Here is a 17,060-nt window from a genome sequence, read left to right as displayed (position 1 = left end):
TCCTTGCCCTCAAGATCTAGATCCCGTACGTATCGGTTTGCACCGTTTTGCCGTACGTCTCCGGGAGCCGCCCATGAACAGCCTGCGCACCCGCGTCAGCACGCGCGTCAGCACCCTCGACGCGTACCGCCGCCACCGCGCACTGGCCCGCGCGATCCTCCGGCTCCTCCCCGAACCGGAGAGCTGGCTCGACGTCGGCACCGGCGACGCCCACTTCCCGGAAACGGCGAAGGCCCTCTTCCCGTACACGTCCTTCGACGGCGTCGACCCCACCCCCCGAGTCGTCCGCGCCCGCGCCGCCGAACGCATCGAGGAGGCCTACGCCGGCCACCTCACGGACCCGCACATCACGACGGCCCTCCAGTCGCGCTACGACGTGGTCAGCCTCCTGCGCGACCGCTCACCGGCCCCAGACCCCGACGCCGAACTCCGCGCGGCCCTCACGGTCCTGCGCCCCGCCGGCCTCCTCCTCCTGGAAGGCCCCCCGGACGCCCTGCGCACCCAACTGGAGCCCCACGACTGCGAGTTGGTCACCGAACACCGGGGCTTCCAGGACCGGCTCCCGCCCCCGCAACGCCTGATCGCCCGCAGAAGACACCAGCCCTAGCCGCGCAGGGCGAGCGCCTGCCCCGCCACCACCAGCAACACGTGCTCGCACTCACCGGCGATCGCGGCGTTCAACCGCCCCAGCTCATCCCGGTACCGGCGCCCGGACGCGGTCGCCGGCACGATCCCCGAGCCCACTTCATTGGACACGGCAACAAGGGTCCGCCGGGTGGCCCGCACAGCAGCCGTCAACTCCCGCACCCGCTCCCGGAGTCGCTTCTCCCCGCCGTCCCCCCACTCCGTGTCGTCCCACGCCCCCACGGAGTCCATGGCGTCCGTCAGCCACAGCGACAGACAGTCGACGAGCAACGGCGGCCCGTCCTCCGCAAGCAACGGCACCAGGTCGCACGTCTCGGCCGTACGCCACGACCCAGGCCGCCGCTCCCGATGCGCGGAAACACGCGCAGACCACTCGGTGTCCCCGTTACGAGACCCGCCGGTGGCGACGTACAGCACGTCAGGAAACGCCTCCAACCGCCGCTCGGCCTCGACGGACTTCCCGGACCGCGCCCCGCCCAGCACCAGCGTCCGCCGTGGCACATCGGGTACGTCCTCGTACACCCCCACGGTCAACGTCGTCCCGTCCGGCACGGCCCGCGCCCCCACGGCGGCCAGCCGCCGCGCCAACTCGGCCCCCGGCGCCACATCGTGATCCAGATGGACGGCGATGACGTCGGTGGCGGGCCCCATCGCCCCCACGGCCCGCAACTTCGCCAGCGCGTCCGGCCGCCCCACGACATCGGCGAGCACCATGTCGTACGACGGCACGGCCCCCTCCTCGAGCCCGGCCGGCGCACCCCCCGGCGGCAGATACAGCACCCGCTGCCCGTCGGGCCCGGTGACGGCGTACCCGGTACCGGGCGCGTCCATCGCCACCGCCCGCACCCGATGCCCCGTCAACAACGCCAACTCCCGCCCATCCGGCACCCGCCCCGGCTGCGGCAATCCGGCAGGCACCTCCACAGCAGGCCCATCATGCGGATGAGACAACAAGACCTGCCGCACCCCACCAAGCGAATGCCCGGCCCGAGCAGCGGCAAAGGCGGCCCCGGGCGTCAGATCAAGCAACAACGTCCCGTCCACAAGCACGGCGGTAGCAGCCCGAGCATCAACCCCGAGCGAAACGGCACAGGCAGCACAAGGACAGTCAGGACGCGGGAGTCCAGCAGGGGCACCGGTACCGAGCAGAGTAAGTTCCACGCCCCGATTTTCACCGCTCACTGATGAACATGCCCATCCTGGACCCCCTTAAGGGGCGCGGGGAACTGCGCGACCAGCCCCCACCGGGCCCGCAGACGACAAACTTCCGCAACATGATCACAACTAACCCAGCGGAGCGCATACGCTGCAGGTCTGCATACGCTAAGCCTCGGGAGGCGTACATGGCGGCATGGATCTGGCGGTTCGAAAAGTCCGACGGGACCGAGGTCGAACCCGCGGTCACGCCGGAGGAGTTCACCACACAGGGCGACGCGGAGTCCTGGCTCGGCGAGATCTGGAAAGAACTCGTCGCGGGCGGCGCCGACCAGGTGTTCCTCTTCGAGGACGGCACACAGATCTACGGCCCGATGAGCCTGCACGCCGAGGACGCGTAACCGTCGTAGACCAAGCGGGTGGGGGCGGCCGGACTTCTCCGGCCGCCCCCACTCCATTCCTGAACTGAACCGAGCCGGGCTACTGCTCGCCCAACGTCACATCGACCTTCTTCGACGCCCCGTTCCGCGAGTACGTCACCGACGTCTTCTGCCCGGGCCTGTCGGCCGCCAGCGCCTCCGACAACGAGGTGATCGTGGTGATACCCGTGTCACCGAGCTTCGTGATGATGTCGCCCGCCTGGATACCGGCCTTGTCGGCCGCCCCACCGCTCTTCACCTCGACCACCGCGACCCCGGCGGCCTGATAACTGTCGTCGACGACCGTACGCCCGGTGATGCCGAGGGCCGCCCGCCCCGAGTCGGTGACCTTCCCGTCCTTGACGATCTGGTCGGCGACGGTCTTCACCATCGAGGACGGGATCGCGAACCCGATCCCCGGCGCCGCACTGCCCCCGAGGTCGGGATCGGTCGCGGCGAGGGTCGGGATGCCGATGACCTGCCCGTTCAGGTTCACCAGCGCGCCCCCGCTGTTGCCGGGATTGATCGCCGCCGAGGTCTGCACCATGTTGGCGATGGTCGCGCCCGTACCGCCCCCGGTACTGCCCTCGCTGACGGTCCGTCCGGTCGCCGACACGATGCCCTGCGTCACGCTGGACGACAGTCCCAGCGGCGAACCCATGGCGAGGACGATCTGCCCCACCTCGACCTTGGAGGAGTCCGCGAAGGTCGCCGCCTTCAGCCCGTCCGGCATCTTGTCCAGCTTGACGACGGCCAGGTCCTGCTCGGGATACGAGTAGACGAGCCTGGCGGTGAGCACGTCCTCGCTGTTCGCGGTGGTCACCTTGAAGGTCTTCTCGTTCCCGACGACGTGCGCGTTGGTGACGATGTGCCCCTGGTCGTCGTACACGACCCCCGACCCCAGATCACTGCTGGCCTGGATCTGCACGACCGACGGCAGGACCTCCTTGATCACCTTCAGGTAGTCGCTCTGCAGGTCGCCGCTCGCCATCGGTACGGCGGCCTGGGCTGCCTGCGCGGTCGACGTGTCCTTCTTCGACGAGGACCCGGCACCGGAACAACCGGCGATCAGCACGAGCGAACAGGCGAGGAGGGCTATGGGGCGGAGAGCACGGGTACGGGAGGAGTCCATACCGCGAGTGTCTCTTTGGGGTGAATGCCCGGCTCGTACTGCTGACCCGAACGGGCCCCTGACGCGTCCTTGGCCGGGGCCGCGCGCTCAGCCCCGCACACCGCACAGATGCAGCAGCGCGGCCACCGCCCGATACGGATCCGTCCGCCCGGCCCGCTCCTCGGTGGCCAGCAGCGACTCGACGTCCGCCGGGATCTCCACGCCCTCCGGAGCGGTGTCGGTGAAGACCCGCACGCCGTACCAGGCCTGCAGCGGCGCCCCGATCCCGGCGAGCGTGGCCGTCAGGGTGCCGAGCCGGTCGGCCCCCACATCGAGACCCAGCCGGTTGCGGTACGCGGTCGAATCGAACGCGCCCAGCGCGCCCGCCCAGTCCCAGGACAGCCCGGGCCGCATGGCCAGCGCGTCGGCGTTCCGCACGAGCAGCGACAGGAGCCCGCCAGGCGCCAGCATCCGGGCGAGACCGGCGAGCAGCGGATCGGGCTCGGACACGTACATGAGTACGCCATGACACAGAACGACGTCGAAACTGCCCGGCAGGAAGTGCACGCCCGTGTCCCGGCCGTCACCCTCGATGATCCGCACCCGCTCCCGGATGCCCTCGGGCTCGCCGGACAGCGCCTCACGGGCCGCGGCGACCATCTTCGGTTCCTGTTCGACCCCGGTCACCTGGTGCCCGGCCCGGGCCAGCCGCAGTGCCTGCGTGCCCTGGCCCATTCCGACGTCGAGCACCCGCAGCCGCTGCCCGACCGGATACCGGCCGGCTATCTGCTCGTCGAGCTGCCGGGCCACCAGCTCCTGTCGTACGACATCCCGCAGCCCGCCCAGCCTGCTCAGCCAGGCATCGGCCGCGCCCCCGGAGAAGGAGTCCGTGCTCAGGGCCGCTCTCCGCGCTTGACCTGCGGCTTCGGCAGCCGGAGTCGACGCATCTGGAGGGAGCGCATGAGGGCGTACCAGACCGTGCCCTTGGTGTTCTGGCCCGGGAAGCGCTCGGCGAGCAGCTTGCGCAGGCGGAACACGCTCCAGAAGGAGTCGACCACGATCAGGATGATCACCACGAGCCACAACAGCAGCGCGATGTTCTGCAGCGCGGGGATCTGCACCACGCTGAGCACGAGGATCACCACGGCCAGCGGCAGGAAGAACTCGGCGATGTTGATGCGCGAGTCGATGTAGTCACGCCCGAACTTGCGGATCGGGCCCCGGTCACGGAGGGGCAGATCCCGCTCGTTGCCCCGGCCGGAGAGCGCCTGGCGCTGCCTCTCCATCGCCGTGCGCCGCTCGTCGCGCTGGCGCTTGGAGGCGTCCTTGCGCGTCATCGAGGTGTTGGCGACACTGCGGCGCTGAGTCTGGGACTCACTGCGCTTGGGCGTGGGCCGACCCTTCGGGGCCTGAGGGTCTCGGGGCATCGTGGAGTCGGTCAGCGACACCTTGTCGGTGGACGCTGCCTTCTCTTCCTTGGCGCGGCTACGGAACACAAAACCCAAGGGTAAGGGGTGAATGGGGTTGGACCCCAGCCCTGTGGGGAACGATCCGGCAACACCGCTCGTCTGTAGGGGGACAGAGAAGGACGTCAGGGACGGGTCCTGCCAGGGGAGCACCTACTCCTTACGCCGGATCGGAACCGGGCTCAGTCGTCCTTGGGGATGAGCGCATCCGTCCCCGAACAGTGCGGTAATAGATGCAGGGCCCGTACTGTGGGTTCTGTTGCAGTCGCTGGAGCTGGAGTCCGTCAGAAGGGGGCGCGCGAAGCCCATGAGCGGTGTCATGAAGCGTATGGGGATGATCTTCCGCGCGAAGGCGAACAAGGCCCTTGACCGGGCCGAGGACCCGCGCGAAACCCTCGATTACTCGTACCAGAAGCAGCTGGAGCTGCTTCAGAAGGTACGCAGGGGAGTGGCCGACGTCGCCACCTCCCGCAAGCGTCTGGAGCTCCAGCTCAACCAGCTGCAGTCGCAGTCCTCGAAGCTGGAGGACCAGGGCCGCAAGGCGCTCGCCCTCGGCCGCGAGGACCTGGCCCGCGAGGCGCTCTCGCGCCGGGCCGCGCTCCAGCAGCAGGTGACGGACCTGGAGACGCAGCACACCACGCTCCAGGGTGAGGAGGAGAAGCTCACCCTCGCGGCCCAGCGCCTCCAGGCCAAGGTGGACGCCTTCCGTACGAAGAAGGAGACCATCAAGGCCACGTACACGGCGGCCCAGGCACAGACCCGGATCGGCGAGGCCTTCAGCGGCATCTCCGAGGAGATGGGCGACGTCGGCCTGGCGATCCAGCGGGCCGAGGACAAGACCCAGCAGCTCCAGGCCCGCGCCGGCGCGATCGACGAACTGCTGGCCTCCGGCGCCCTGGACGACCCGACCGGCATGGCCAAGGACGACATCCAGGCCGAGCTGGAACGCCTGTCCGGTGGTACGGATGTAGAGCTGGAACTCCAGCGCATGAAGGCGGAGCTGGCCGGCGGTTCGTCCGCCTCCCAGCAGGCGATCGAAGGCGGCAAGGACCAGTCCCAGTCGCCGTCACAGCCGCAGGACACCCCGCGTTTCGACAAGCAGTAGGCCCACGCCTGAGGAGGGCGACATGATCGTACGGATCATGGGGGAGGGGCAGGTGAGGCTGGCCGACAGCCACCTCACCGAGCTGAACAAGTTGGACACCATCCTCCTGACGGAGGTCCAGAACGGCGACGTCCCAGCCTTCCGCCAAACCCTCCAGGCCCTCCTGGCGAAGGTCCGAGAACTGGGCGATCCCCTGCCGGACGACTCCTTGGAACCGTCCGAGCTGATCCTCCCGGCGGAGGACGCAACGCTGGAGGAGGTCCGGGACCTGCTGAGCGACGACGGCTTGATCCCGGGGTAGTTCCGGGGCGGGCTCCCTTTCAGCGCCGGTCGGTACCATCAGCCCGTCCGGCGTTTGAGGACGAGGCCCGTTCAGGCCGAAGCGGGGGTCTGGGGGCGCAGCCCCGGGGTACGCCCACCCCAACACCCCGCACAGGCACAGCGAACGTACAGCTGACCCCCGTTCCGCCCCCGGCAGGGACCCCGTACCGTTGCCAGAATGAGCACCCTGGACCGCGCCCGCTGCCAAGCGAAGGCGCACCCCTCCGCCCTGGACGCGGCCCTCGCCGCCGCGGTGCTCGTCTGCATGGTCGCCGGTTCCTTCGTGGACCCCCACGGGGACAGCGGCGTGAGCTGGGGCCTCCGCACCCCCGCCCCCCTCAGCCTGATCCTGATGGCGGTCGGCGCCGCCGCGCTGGTCAAACGCCGCCGCGCCCCCATGCTGGTGCTCGCCGTCACCGCGACCGCCTCCCTCATCGAGAGCGTCACCAGCGACCCGCGCGCCCCGGTCGCCATGTCCGCGGTGGTCGCCCTGTTCACCGTCGCCGTCACCACCGACCGCTCGACGACCTGGCGCGTCGCCCTGCTCACGATGACCGTGCTGACCGGCGCCGCGATGCTCGGCGGCCCCCTCCCGTGGTACGCCCAGGAGAACCTCGGCATCTTCGCCTGGACCGGCATGGCGGCCGCCGCCGGCGACGCCGTACGCAGCCGTAAGGAATTCGTGCACGCCATACGCGAGCGCGCCGAACGGGCCGAACGCACCCGCGAGGAGGAGGCCCGCCGCCGGGTCGCCGAGGAACGGCTCCGCATCGCCCGCGACCTGCACGACGTGGTCGCGCACCACATCGCCCTGGTCAACGTCCAGGCCGGGGTCGCCGCGCACGTCATGGACAAGCGCCCGGACCAGGCCAAGGAAGCGCTCGCGCACGTCCGCGAGGCCAGCCGCTCCGCGCTCAACGAACTCCGCGCCACCGTCGGCCTGTTGCGCCAGTCCGGCGACCCCGAGGCGCCGACCGAACCGGCCCCGGGCCTCGACCGCCTCGAAGAACTCGCCGGCACCTTCCGCAACGCCGGCCTCCAGGTGGAGGTCGCCCGCGCGGACAACGGAACCACGCTCCCCGCAGCCGTGGACCTCGCCGCCTACCGCGTCATCCAGGAAGCCCTCACCAACGTGCAGAAACATGCCGGCACGGAGGCGAAGGCCGAGGTGAGTGTCGTACGGGTGGGCCCGAACGTGGAGGTCACCGTCCTCGACAACGGCTCCGGGGAGGACCACGACCCCGACTCCGGCGGCGGCCACGGCCTGCTTGGCATGCGCGAGCGCGTCACCGCCCTGCGCGGCACCCTCACCACCGGTCCCCGCTACGGAGGCGGCTTCCGCGTGCATGCGATCCTGCCGGTCAAGACCCGCCCACGCGCCTCGGGGGACCCCGTATGACGACGATCCGTGTCCTGCTCGCCGACGACCAGGCCCTGCTGCGCAGCGCCTTCCGCGTACTCGTCGACTCGGAGCCCGACATGGAGGTCGTAGGAGAGGCCTCGGACGGCGCACAGGCCGTACGGCTGGCGAAGGAGGAGCGGGCCGACGTCGTGCTGATGGACATCCGGATGCCCGGCACGGACGGCCTCGCCGCCACCCGCATGATCAGCGCGGACCCGTCCCTGGCCCACGTCCGCGTGGTCATACTGACGACCTTCGAGGTCGACGACTACGTGGTCCAGTCCCTGCGCGCGGGCGCGTCCGGCTTCCTGGGGAAGGGCTCCGAGCCGGAGGAACTCCTCAGCGCGATCAGGGTCGCGGCGGCCGGAGAGGCCCTGCTGTCCCCCGTGGCGACCAAGGGCCTGATCGCCCGCTTCCTCGCCCAGGGCGACCTGGACGACGACCGCGACCCGGCCCGAGCCGAACGCCTCGAAGCCTTGACGGTCCGCGAACGCGAGGTCCTCGTCCAGGTGGCCGGCGGCCTCTCGAACGACGAGATCGCCGAACGCCTGGAGGTCAGCCCCCTGACGGTGAAGACCCACGTCAACCGCGCCATGTCCAAACTCGGCGCCCGCGACCGGGCCCAACTCGTCGTCATCGCCTACGAGTCGGGCCTGGTCCGGCCGCGGGTGGAATAACCGGCATGCCTACGGCAGCGCCAGCATCCGCTCCAGCGCCAGCTTGGCGAACGCCTCCGTCTCCTTGTCCACCTCGATGCGGTTGACCAGGTTGCCCTCGGCGAGGGACTCCAGGGTCCAGACCAGGTGGGGGAGGTCGATGCGGTTCATGGTCGAGCAGAAGCAGACCGTCTTGTCGAGGAAGACGATCTCCTTGCCCTCGGGCGCGAAACGGTTCGCGAGCCGTCGTACGAGATTCAGCTCGGTACCGATGGCCCACTTGGAACCGGCCGGGGCCGCCTCAAGTGCCTTGATGATGTACTCGGTTGAGCCGACGTAGTCGGCCGCGGCCACGACCTCGTTCTTGCACTCCGGGTGGACGAGGACGTTGACACCCGGGATCCGGGCCCGCACGTCCTCCACCGACTCCAGCGAGAAGCGGCCGTGCACCGAGCAGTGGCCGCGCCACAGGATCATCTTCGCGGCCCTCAACTGCTCAACGGTGAGGCCTCCGTTGGGCTTGTGGGGGTTGTAGAGGACGCAGTCCTCCAGGCTCATGCCCAGGTCGCGGACGGCCGTGTTGCGGCCCAGGTGCTGGTCCGGGAGGAACAGGACCTTCTCGCCCTGCTCGAAGGCCCAGTTCAGGGCCCGCTCGGCGTTCGAGGAGGTGCAGATCGTGCCGCCGTGCTTGCCGGTGAACGCCTTGATGTCGGCGGACGAGTTCATGTACGAGACGGGCACGACCTGCTCGGCTATCCCGGCCTCGGTCAGCACGTCCCAGCACTCGGCGACCTGCTCGGCGGTGGCCATGTCGGCCATCGAGCAGCCGGCCGCGAGGTCGGGGAGGACGACCTTCTGGTCGTCGCCGGTCAGGATGTCCGCGGACTCCGCCATGAAGTGCACACCGCAGAACACGATGTACTCGGCCTCCGGGCGCGCGGCCGCGTCCCGGGCCAGCTTGAAGGAGTCGCCCGTGACGTCGGCGAACTGGATGACCTCGTCGCGCTGGTAGTGGTGGCCGAGCACGAAGACCTTGTCGCCGAGCTTCTCCTTGGCCGCGCGGGCCCGCTCGACCAGGTCGGGGTCGGAGGGCGAGGGCAGGTCGCCGGGGCACTCGACGCCGCGCTCGCTGCTCGGGTCGGCCTCACGGCCGAGCAGGAGCAGGGCGAGGGGCGTCGGCTGAACGTCGAGCTCCTGGGTCTGGGCGGTGGTCACGACACGCACCCTTTCTGTTCTGCGGGCTGGGCCGGCCTGTTGGAGGACAGCCCTTTTCGTCGAATTGACGTTATCTATCATAACTTCTTCACGTCAGTTTGACGATGCCCATAACGTCGATGTGACATCAATCCCGGACGCACTCAGTGAGGGACCTTGCGGGTGTGTGCGAGCATGGAAGCGAGAGCAGAAGAGATACAGGCGAAAAGAACGCCACCCGGCCCGGAATGAATCCGCGGCCACGCCGGTTGAAATGTCGGCAAGCAGTCTCCGTACAACCCGGGAGAGATGTAGATGTCCGTATCGGACGAGACCAGCACCGTCACCGACGGCATCCTTCTGTCCGACGCCGCCGCGGCGAAGGTCAAGGCCCTGCTCGACCAGGAAGGCCGTGAGGATCTGGCCCTGCGTGTCGCCGTCCAGCCCGGCGGCTGCTCCGGCCTGCGTTACCAGCTCTTCTTCGACGAGCGCTCCCTGGACGGCGACGTCGTCAAGGACTTCGGCGGTGTCAAGGTCGTCACCGACCGCATGAGCGCCCCGTACCTGGGCGGCGCCTCCATCGACTTCGTCGACACCATCGAGAAGCAGGGCTTCACGATCGACAACCCGAACGCGACGGGCTCCTGCGCCTGTGGCGACTCGTTCAGCTGAACCCACTCGTGCCCCGTTGGGCGATTGAGCAGAGCGAAGGCGGCGGCCCCCTCCGACAGGGCCGCCGCCTTCGGGCTTTTCCACCGCCCGCGCGGTCGTGGCTACCGGGCCAGTGACTACCGGGCCAGCGAGGGGCCTGCCCCGACCTCGACCCTCTTCTCCACGGGGATCTTCGTGCCGTCCGTCCCCACGACGGCCCTGTCACCGAGCGGCGCCTTCAGCTGCACGGTCTGGTGGTAGATCTTGGCGATCATGACGCAGATCTTGTTGGGCCAGGGCGTGTCGGTCACCGTGACCGTCACCTTGTCCGAACTCTCCACGGCCGACACCTTGTAGTCCGCGCACACCCCACCGGTGAAGGCCACGGTGAGGCTCTTCCCGTCGGCCGTGTAACCGTCGGCCTTGACGTCGTGCGGCTTCGCGGTGGACGTCGAACTCGCCGTAGGGGTAGGCGTGTTGGCCGAGGCCAGATACTTCGGGTCGATCGCCGGATACGTCAGCGTGAAGCTGTCCTGCCCGCCCGGCTGCCGCGCCTCGAACAGCCAGGACGGCACCAGCGTCTGCCGCCCGTCCACGGAGTGCACGGCGAGCCCGAACACCGCGTGCTGGACGGTAGTTGGGGCCTGCGTGGGCGTGGCGGAAGCGGAGGCGGCATCGGTGGCCTGTCCGCAGGGCGCCTCCAGCCGGTCCTTCAGCGGTACGGGGCTGGCACAGCCGCCGATGCCCATGCGGTGGTCGGTCTTCGGCGCCGCGTTCATCAGGTCCAGCGTCTTCCGCGCGCTCAGCACGGGATAGACGTCACCCTTCATCGGCGCCGCCAAGTCCCCACTCCCGCCGACCACTTCACCCTGGGCACTGACGGTCAGCCCGGTGGTCCACCCGTACGTCGGCAGCCCGCCGATCACCGGCTGGGCGTTCACCACCCGCTGCGCGCCCATGAGTTGGCTCGCGTCGACCTTCGCGTCGTCCTGGCCGACGGCCTTGAGGATCGGGGCGGCGGCCTTCTCGGCCACGGCCGCGCTCACCGGTTCGGTGGCCGAAGTGCCGGGATCGTGCGTGCACTTGAGGGTGCCGCCGGTGCAGTCGTCGGTGCCGGGTGCGTAGCGGCTGAACGTCCACATGCCCGGCGCGGCCTTGTTCACCTGCAGACTGGGCCCGGTACCGTCCTGCCCGCCCACCTTCCAGACCTGCCCCTCGGCGACCGGCGTCCCCACGACCCCGAGCGCCTTCGCGAGCCGGCTCACCGCGTCCTTGCTCACCTCACCCTCCGGCGCGTACACGGCGGCGGAGTCCGGCCCGCCGGGCAGACTCCCCACGGCCCGGTACGTCTCCCCGTACGGATTCGGCTCCCCGGACGCGATCCCGCTCGTACCCCCGGAGGAATACCCGTCGAGCGCGAGCGGCGGCGGAGTCCCGTCGGCACCGGACGCCGCGGATCCCGTCCCTTCCCCCGAACCGCCGGAAGTGGACGAGGACGACGCGAGATACGCCCCGCCCCCTCCGACGAGCAGCACGGCGGCGGCGACGGAGGCGATGACGAGGGGGGACCTGGATCGGGCGGGGCGCCGGTCGTCGTCGGTTTCGGGGGAGTGGTCGTGCAGGGAGAGTTCGGTGGCGGTGTCGGTGGTGGAGACGGGCTGCTCCGGGTGGGCGGGCTCGGGGGGTGTGGGGTCGGCGCCTTCCGGTCGGTCGTCCGCCGCGGCTTTGGACGCCGCGAGGCGGGCTCCTTCCGGTCGGTCCGCCTCGGCTTCGGATGCCGCGAGTTCAGCATCCTCCGGCCGCTCGGCCTCCGTGTCTGACCTCGTCGGCTCGACTTCTTCCGCCGCTTCCGAGGGGGCGGCCTCTACGCCGGATGCCGTGGACCCCGTCTCGTCCGGCTCGCTGCGACCGGCCTCCGCGCCGGGCGCCGTAGAACCGGGCTTTTCCATACGGCCGGTCTCACCACCGGTCACTTCCCCGCCGGCCCCGCTGCCATCGACCTGGGGCCCCTTGGCGGAGCCCTTCGCGGCGTCCCCCACGCCCCGCACGTCGCCGGACGTGCCGGACGTGTCGTCGTTGTCGGGTCGCTCGGTGTTCACCGCATCGCTCCTTCGGCTGCGCAACTGTCCCTTGACCCTGACCCGGCCCTGTCAAAGGGGCAGGCAGAAGGGTCGTATCCCGCATCCCCTTTACGGGGGACAGCGATGGGACGCAGCGGGGGAGCGCGCGGTTCCCCCGAGCGCGCCGATCCTGCCGAACGACTCCGCTCAGTCGCCGTACTCCGCCATGCCGTCCAGCAGGCGGGCCGACGCCGACGGCACCGTCACCCCGTGGATGAGCGACGGGGACACCGGGAGGGAGGCGATCCGGTCGGGAACCGTCCAGTGCGGAGCCATCCGCGCGCAGTCGCCGCGCAGCGACGCGAGATCGGCCTCGCCCTCGCCTTCGAGATGGACCGGAACGTGAACCGGAACGTGAACCGGAACGGGGCCGTCGACCTTGAGGTTCGTCATAGCGGCACCGTAGGCACGCTCGAGCTCGCGAAGAAAGATCTACTATCGGGTAGTTTTGGCCGCTTCAGAGCCGCCGTGCCGACCGGGTAGCGTGAAGTGTCAACGCAGCCTCCCTCAGGAGAGTCCTCGCCGTGCGCATCGCAGTCACCGGCTCCATCGCCACCGACCACCTCATGACCTTCCCCGGCCGCTTCGCCGACCAGCTGGTCGCGGACCAGCTGCACACGGTGTCGCTCTCCTTCCTGGTCGACAACCTCGACGTACGCCGGGGCGGTGTCGGCGCCAACATCGCGTTCGGCATGGGCCAGCTCGGCACCGCGCCGATCCTGGTCGGGGCCGCCGGCTCCGACTTCGCCGAGTACCGGGACTGGCTCGACCGGCACGGCGTCGACACCGGCTCGGTGCGTATCTCCGAGACGCTGCACACCGCCCGCTTCGTGTGCACCACCGACGCCGACCACAACCAGATCGGCTCCTTCTACACCGGCGCGATGAGCGAGGCCCGGCAGATCGAGCTGAAGACCGTCGCCGACCGTGTGGGCGGCCTCGACCTGGTCCTCATCGGCGCGGACGACCCCGAGGCGATGCTCCGCCACACGGAGGAGTGCCGTACCCGTTCCATCCCGTTCGCCGCGGACTTCTCCCAGCAGATCGCGCGCATGGACGGCGACGACATCCGCATCCTGCTGGACGGGTCGGCGTACCTCTTCTCCAACGAGTACGAGAAGGGGCTCATCGAGTCCAAGACCGGCTGGAGCGACGAGGAGATCCTGGCGAAGGTCGGGCACCGGGTGACCACGCTCGGCTCGCGGGGTGTCCGTATCGAGCGCGTCGGTATGGACCCGATCGAGGTCGGCTGCGCGGAGGAGGAGCGGAAGGCCGACCCCACGGGTGTCGGTGACGCGTTCCGGGCGGGGTTCCTCTCGGGGCTGGCGTGGGGGGTTTCGTTGGAGCGGGCGGCGCAGGTCGGTTGCATGCTGGCGACTCTCGTCATCGAGACGGTGGGTACGCAGGAGTACCAGCTGCGGCGGGTGCACTTCATGGACCGGTTCACCAAGGCGTATGGGCATGACGCTGCCGCTGAGGTGCGGGGGCATCTGGGCTGATTTTTCGTCTGCGGGTGCGTGGGGGCTGGTCGCGCGCACGCGGCGGTAGCCGCATATCGACACAGCCCCGCGCCCCTAAAAGAAGGGGCGTTCAGGTTGCTCTGCGGATCAAGTACGCCGTGCCCTGGTCCGCTTTTTCCTCGCCGATGTACTCCTGGGCCCGCATCTCGCACCACGCCGGGATGTCCAACCGTGCTGCCTCGTCGTCGGACAGGACTCTGACCGTGCCGCCGATCGGGACGTCGCCGATGACCTTCGCCAGTTCGATCACCGGGATCGGGCAGCGCTTGCCCAGGGCGTTCACGACCAGCGAGTCCTCTTCTACGACGGTGACCGGCGCCTGCGCTCCCAGCTTCTCCCGCACCTCCGCCACCGCCCCCGGCAGCACGGTGAGGAAGCGTTCGACGTCCTCCTCCGTCGCCCCCCGTGGCAACGAGACCCGCACATTTCCCTCACTCAGCACCCCCATCGCCTTCAGCACATGGCTGGGCGTCAGCGTGCTGCTCGTGCAGGACGAACCGGAGGAGACGGAGAAACCGGCGCGGTCGAGTTCGTGGAGGAGGGTCTCTCCATCGACATAGAGACAGGAGAAGGTGACGATCCCGGGCAGCCGCCGCACCGGATCGCCGACCACATCCACGCCCGGTACCAGCTTCGGCACCCGGGTCCGGATCCGCTCCGTCAGTTCCCGCAGCCGTAGCGCCTCCTGGGCCGCCTCCGTGCGGACGGCGCGGAGCGAGGCGGCCGCGGCCACCACGGCGGGGATGTTCTCGAAGCCGGGGGCTCGGCCCGACTCCCGTTCGTCGACGGGGTGTTGGGGTGCGAAGCGCGCGCCCTTGCGGACAGCCAGCAGGCCGACGCCGGCCGGGCCGCCCCACTTGTGCGCGCTCGCCGTGAGCAGCGACCACGCGCCCTCGACCGGGCCCCAGCCCAGCGACTGCGCCGCGTCGACCAGCAACGGCACCCCGACCGCCCGGCACGCCTCCGCCACCTCGGCGACCGGCTGGAGGGTCCCCACCTCGTGGTTGGCCGACTGGAGACAGGCCAGCGCGGTGTCCGAGCGGAGGGAATCGGCGTAGGCCGCCACGCTCACCGCGCCCGTACGGTCCACCGGCACCTCGGTGGACGAACCGCCCTCCGCGACCAGCGCCTCGGCCGAATGGAGCACGGAAGAGTGTTCAACCGCTGACACGATCAGGTGACGCCCGACGCGCCGCCGCCCCGCCAACGCCCCCGAGATACCGGTGTGTACGGCCCGGGTTCCGGAGGAGGTGAACACCAATTCATCGGGTCGGCACCCGACGGCTTCGGCAGCCGCCTCCCGCGCGGCATCCAGCAGCAGCCGCGCCTTGCGCCCCTCCCGGTACAACCGAGCAGGATCCGCCCACCCCTCGTCCAGAGACGCCAACAGCGCCTGCCGCGCGACAGGATGGAGAGGAGCGGAAGAGGCAGCATCAAAGTAGGACACACGCCAACGTTAGAACGAGGGGGAAGCTACGAAGGGGCGCGGGGAACTGCGCGACAAGCCACAACGCACGCCGCACCCGCCCAAATCACCTGAACCCCCGAGCTATTAGGCGCAAGGAGTAACGGGCGGCGCGTATGCCACCCTCCCCGCGAACCCCCGGAGGGCGTCGGCTAGGGTTTGGTCCGCATAAACATCCAAACCCCTGCCCGACGCAGGGCGGCGACCGACCCGCGTGAAGGCAGGCCGCAGCCAATCCGCGCGGGCGAGACTCTCGGGAAGGCGCTACGTGAGTCCCAACGGCTCCGACCGCTCGCCGCGGCGCCCGATGCGGCGGAAGCTGCTGCAGGCAATGACTGCGGGCCTGGTCCTGGCGACCGCGACCGGTTGCACATCCAAGGACTTTCCTCGCCTTGGTTTCCCCACCCCGACCACGGAAGAGGGTCCGCGGATCCTCTCCCTCTGGCAGGGGTCCTGGGCCGCCGCGCTCGCCGTCGGCATCCTGGTGTGGGGCCTGATCATGTGGAGCGTCGTGTTCCACCGGCGCAGCCGCACCAAGGTCGAGATCCCCCCGCAGACCCGGTACAACATGCCTATTGAGGCGCTGTACACGGTTGTTCCGCTCATCATCGTCTCGGTGTTGTTCTACTTCACCGCCCGCGACGAGACGAAGCTCCTGAGCCTCGACAAGAAGCCCGACGTGACGGTCAACGTCGTCGGCTTCCAGTGGAGCTGGGGCTTCAACTACATCGAGAACGTCGACGGTGTCAGCGGCGACGCGACGACCGACAAGAACCTGGCCGCGATTCCGGACCGGTTCAAGAAGGAGTTCCCGGCGAACGCCGGCGGAGTCTACGACGTCGGTACGCCCGCCACGAAGAACCCGCAGACGGGCAACCCGGGTCCGACCCTCTGGCTCCCCAAGGGCGAGACGGTCCGCTTCGTCCTCACCTCACGTGACGTCATCCACGACTTCTGGGTGGTGCCGTTCCTGATGAAGATGGACGTCGTCCCGGGCCACACCAACTCCTTCCAGGTGACTCCCAACAAGGAGGGCACCTACCTCGGCAAGTGCGCCGAGCTCTGCGGTGTCGACCACTCCCGGATGCTGTTCAACGTGAAGGTCGTCTCGCCGGAGCGTTACCAGCAGCACCTCAAGGACCTCGCCAAGAAGGGGCAGACCGGTTACATCCCCGCTGGCATCGCGCAGACGAGCCACGAGAAGAACCGGGAGACGAACAACCTGTGAGCATCCTCAACGAACCTCAGGGTGCCGCGGCGGCGGAGTCCCACTACGCGGACGAGCTGCCGGTAAGGCGCAAGCAACCCGGTAACGTCGTGATCAAGTGGCTCACCACCACCGACCACAAGACGATCGGCACGCTGTATCTGGTCACGTCGTTCGCGTTCTTCCTGATCGGCGGCGTCATGGCGCTGCTGATGCGCGCCGAGCTGGCCCGGCCGGGTCTGCAGATCCTGTCGAACGAGCAGTTCAACCAGGCGTTCACGATGCACGGCACGATCATGCTGCTGATGTTCGCGACGCCCCTGTTCGCCGGTTTCACGAACTGGATCATGCCGTTGCAGATCGGCGCGCCCGACGTGGCGTTCCCGCGGCTGAACATGTTCGCCTACTGGCTCTACCTGTTCGGCTCGACCATCGCGGTCGGTGGCTTCCTCACCCCGCAGGGCGCGGCCGACTTCGGCTGGTTCGCGTACAGCCCGCTGTCGGACGCGGTCCGTTCGCCGGGCATCGGCGCCGACATGTGGATCATGGGTCTGGCCTTCTCCGGCTTCGGCACGATCCTCGGTGCGGTCAACTTCATCACCACGATCATCTGCATGCGCGCA

At 69.4% G+C, this 17,060-nt stretch carries 18 protein-coding genes; 10 read left to right on the top strand and 8 right to left on the bottom strand.

The window, feature by feature from the left end; translation table 11 throughout:
* Positions 1-73: 73 nt before the first annotated feature.
* Positions 74-607 (top strand): methyltransferase domain-containing protein, encoded by a 534-nt coding sequence (locus tag OO69_RS31015; RefSeq protein ID WP_033284165.1) that lies wholly within the window; start codon positions 74-76, stop codon positions 605-607.
* Here OO69_RS31015 and OO69_RS31010 read toward each other — a convergent pair.
* Complete coding sequence (locus tag OO69_RS31010; protein ID WP_033284164.1) at positions 604-1,806, bottom strand: bifunctional adenosylcobinamide kinase/adenosylcobinamide-phosphate guanylyltransferase; 1,203 nt, start codon at positions 1,804-1,806, stop codon at positions 604-606. The two genes, OO69_RS31015 and OO69_RS31010, sit on opposite strands and share 4 nt — an antisense overlap.
* 182 nt (positions 1,807-1,988) lie before the next feature.
* On the opposite strand from OO69_RS31010, the gene OO69_RS31005 reads away from it, so the two are divergent.
* Complete coding sequence (locus tag OO69_RS31005) at positions 1,989-2,201, top strand: hypothetical protein (protein WP_033284163.1); 213 nt, start codon at positions 1,989-1,991, stop codon at positions 2,199-2,201.
* Positions 2,202-2,280: 79 nt separating this feature from the next.
* On the opposite strand, the gene OO69_RS31000 is transcribed toward OO69_RS31005, so the two are convergent.
* The 3 genes from OO69_RS31000 to OO69_RS30990 form a co-directional block, all read right to left on the bottom strand.
* Positions 2,281-3,351: a S1C family serine protease gene (locus OO69_RS31000; protein WP_033284162.1), complete on the bottom strand. Its 1,071-nt coding sequence runs from the start codon at positions 3,349-3,351 to the stop codon at positions 2,281-2,283.
* Between the two features lie 87 nt (positions 3,352-3,438).
* Positions 3,439-4,140 (bottom strand): class I SAM-dependent methyltransferase, encoded by a 702-nt coding sequence (locus OO69_RS30995; protein WP_033284161.1) that lies wholly within the window; start codon positions 4,138-4,140, stop codon positions 3,439-3,441.
* Between the two features lie 83 nt (positions 4,141-4,223).
* Positions 4,224-4,778, bottom strand: coding sequence for a DUF3043 domain-containing protein (locus OO69_RS30990; protein WP_324604571.1), 555 nt, complete (start codon positions 4,776-4,778; stop codon positions 4,224-4,226).
* A 325-nt stretch (positions 4,779-5,103) separates the two neighbouring features.
* Between OO69_RS30990 and OO69_RS30985 the strand changes: the two genes are divergently transcribed.
* The 4 genes from OO69_RS30985 to OO69_RS30970 all read left to right on the top strand — a co-directional run bounded on the left by OO69_RS30985 (position 5,104) and on the right by OO69_RS30970 (position 8,301).
* The gene (locus OO69_RS30985) at positions 5,104-5,901 is read left to right on the top strand and encodes a PspA/IM30 family protein (RefSeq protein ID WP_033284159.1); all 798 of its coding nucleotides are present in this window, start codon (positions 5,104-5,106) and stop codon (positions 5,899-5,901) included.
* Positions 5,902-5,923: 22 nt separating this feature from the next.
* Positions 5,924-6,202, top strand: coding sequence for a PspA-associated protein PspAA (pspAA, locus tag OO69_RS30980; protein WP_033284158.1), 279 nt, complete (start codon positions 5,924-5,926; stop codon positions 6,200-6,202).
* 198 nt (positions 6,203-6,400) lie between these two features.
* Complete coding sequence (locus OO69_RS30975; protein WP_033284157.1) at positions 6,401-7,621, top strand: sensor histidine kinase; 1,221 nt, start codon at positions 6,401-6,403, stop codon at positions 7,619-7,621.
* Positions 7,618-8,301, top strand: a complete 684-nt coding sequence (locus OO69_RS30970) for a response regulator (protein ID WP_033284156.1) — start codon at positions 7,618-7,620, stop codon at positions 8,299-8,301. Before OO69_RS30975 ends, OO69_RS30970 begins: the two co-directional genes overlap by 4 nt.
* A gap of 9 nt (positions 8,302-8,310) precedes the next feature.
* On the opposite strand, the gene nadA is transcribed toward OO69_RS30970, so the two are convergent.
* Entirely contained in the window at positions 8,311-9,495 is a 1,185-nt protein-coding gene (gene nadA, locus OO69_RS30965; RefSeq protein WP_033284155.1) for a quinolinate synthase NadA, read from the bottom strand.
* A 294-nt stretch (positions 9,496-9,789) separates the two neighbouring features.
* Between nadA and OO69_RS30960 the strand changes: the two genes are divergently transcribed.
* Positions 9,790-10,146, top strand: coding sequence for an iron-sulfur cluster assembly accessory protein (locus tag OO69_RS30960; protein ID WP_019065032.1), 357 nt, complete (start codon positions 9,790-9,792; stop codon positions 10,144-10,146).
* A gap of 116 nt (positions 10,147-10,262) precedes the next feature.
* On the opposite strand, the gene OO69_RS30955 is transcribed toward OO69_RS30960, so the two are convergent.
* Together OO69_RS30955 and OO69_RS30950 are read right to left on the bottom strand one after the other, a co-directional pair.
* Positions 10,263-12,224 carry a hypothetical protein gene (locus OO69_RS30955; protein WP_033284154.1) on the bottom strand — a complete coding sequence of 654 codons (1,962 nt, stop codon included), beginning with the start codon at positions 12,222-12,224 and terminating at the stop codon, positions 10,263-10,265.
* A gap of 168 nt (positions 12,225-12,392) precedes the next feature.
* Positions 12,393-12,638: a hypothetical protein gene (locus OO69_RS30950; protein ID WP_033284153.1), complete on the bottom strand. Its 246-nt coding sequence runs from the start codon at positions 12,636-12,638 to the stop codon at positions 12,393-12,395.
* Between the two features lie 131 nt (positions 12,639-12,769).
* On the opposite strand from OO69_RS30950, the gene OO69_RS30945 reads away from it, so the two are divergent.
* Positions 12,770-13,744 (top strand): carbohydrate kinase family protein, encoded by a 975-nt coding sequence (locus OO69_RS30945; protein WP_033284152.1) that lies wholly within the window; start codon positions 12,770-12,772, stop codon positions 13,742-13,744.
* Between the two features lie 91 nt (positions 13,745-13,835).
* Here OO69_RS30945 and OO69_RS30940 read toward each other — a convergent pair whose 3' ends face one another.
* Positions 13,836-15,212 carry a cysteine desulfurase/sulfurtransferase TusA family protein gene (locus tag OO69_RS30940; protein WP_078652637.1) on the bottom strand — a complete coding sequence of 459 codons (1,377 nt, stop codon included), beginning with the start codon at positions 15,210-15,212 and terminating at the stop codon, positions 13,836-13,838.
* Between the two features lie 286 nt (positions 15,213-15,498).
* Here OO69_RS30940 and coxB point away from each other — a divergent pair, with 286 nt between their 5' ends.
* On the top strand, positions 15,499-16,458 hold the full coding sequence (gene coxB / locus OO69_RS30935; protein WP_033284151.1) for a cytochrome c oxidase subunit II: 960 nt from the start codon (positions 15,499-15,501) through the stop codon (positions 16,456-16,458).
* Positions 16,455-17,060, top strand: a 606-nt coding sequence (locus OO69_RS30930; protein ID WP_033284150.1) for a cbb3-type cytochrome c oxidase subunit I, incomplete at its 3' end; no start/stop codon positions are given. The genes coxB and OO69_RS30930, both read left to right, overlap by 4 nt.

Source organism: Streptomyces sp. NRRL F-525 (assembly GCF_000716605.1).
Taxonomy (GTDB): Bacteria; Actinomycetota; Actinomycetes; order Streptomycetales; family Streptomycetaceae; genus Streptomyces.
The sequence above is the reverse complement of the archived record's forward strand: the minus strand, read 5'-3'. Positions and strand labels throughout refer to the sequence as shown.

What these genes read in the sequence shown, in the direction of transcription:
- OO69_RS30975 (WP_033284157.1), top strand. Translation starts at nt 6,401, where the DNA reads ATGAGCACCCTGGACCGCGCCCGCTGCCAAGCGAAGGCGCACCCCTCC.
- OO69_RS31000 (WP_033284162.1), bottom strand. Translation starts at nt 3,351, where the DNA reads ATGGACTCCTCCCGTACCCGTGCTCTCCGCCCCATAGCCCTCCTCGCC.
- pspAA (WP_033284158.1), top strand. Translation starts at nt 5,924, where the DNA reads ATGATCGTACGGATCATGGGGGAGGGGCAGGTGAGGCTGGCCGACAGC.
- OO69_RS30960 (WP_019065032.1), top strand. Translation starts at nt 9,790, where the DNA reads ATGTCCGTATCGGACGAGACCAGCACCGTCACCGACGGCATCCTTCTG.
- OO69_RS31005 (WP_033284163.1), top strand. Translation starts at nt 1,989, where the DNA reads ATGGCGGCATGGATCTGGCGGTTCGAAAAGTCCGACGGGACCGAGGTC.
- OO69_RS30950 (WP_033284153.1), bottom strand. Translation starts at nt 12,638, where the DNA reads ATGACGAACCTCAAGGTCGACGGCCCCGTTCCGGTTCACGTTCCGGTT.
- OO69_RS31015 (WP_033284165.1), top strand. Translation starts at nt 74, where the DNA reads ATGAACAGCCTGCGCACCCGCGTCAGCACGCGCGTCAGCACCCTCGAC.
- OO69_RS30985 (WP_033284159.1), top strand. Translation starts at nt 5,104, where the DNA reads ATGAGCGGTGTCATGAAGCGTATGGGGATGATCTTCCGCGCGAAGGCG.
- OO69_RS30970 (WP_033284156.1), top strand. Translation starts at nt 7,618, where the DNA reads ATGACGACGATCCGTGTCCTGCTCGCCGACGACCAGGCCCTGCTGCGC.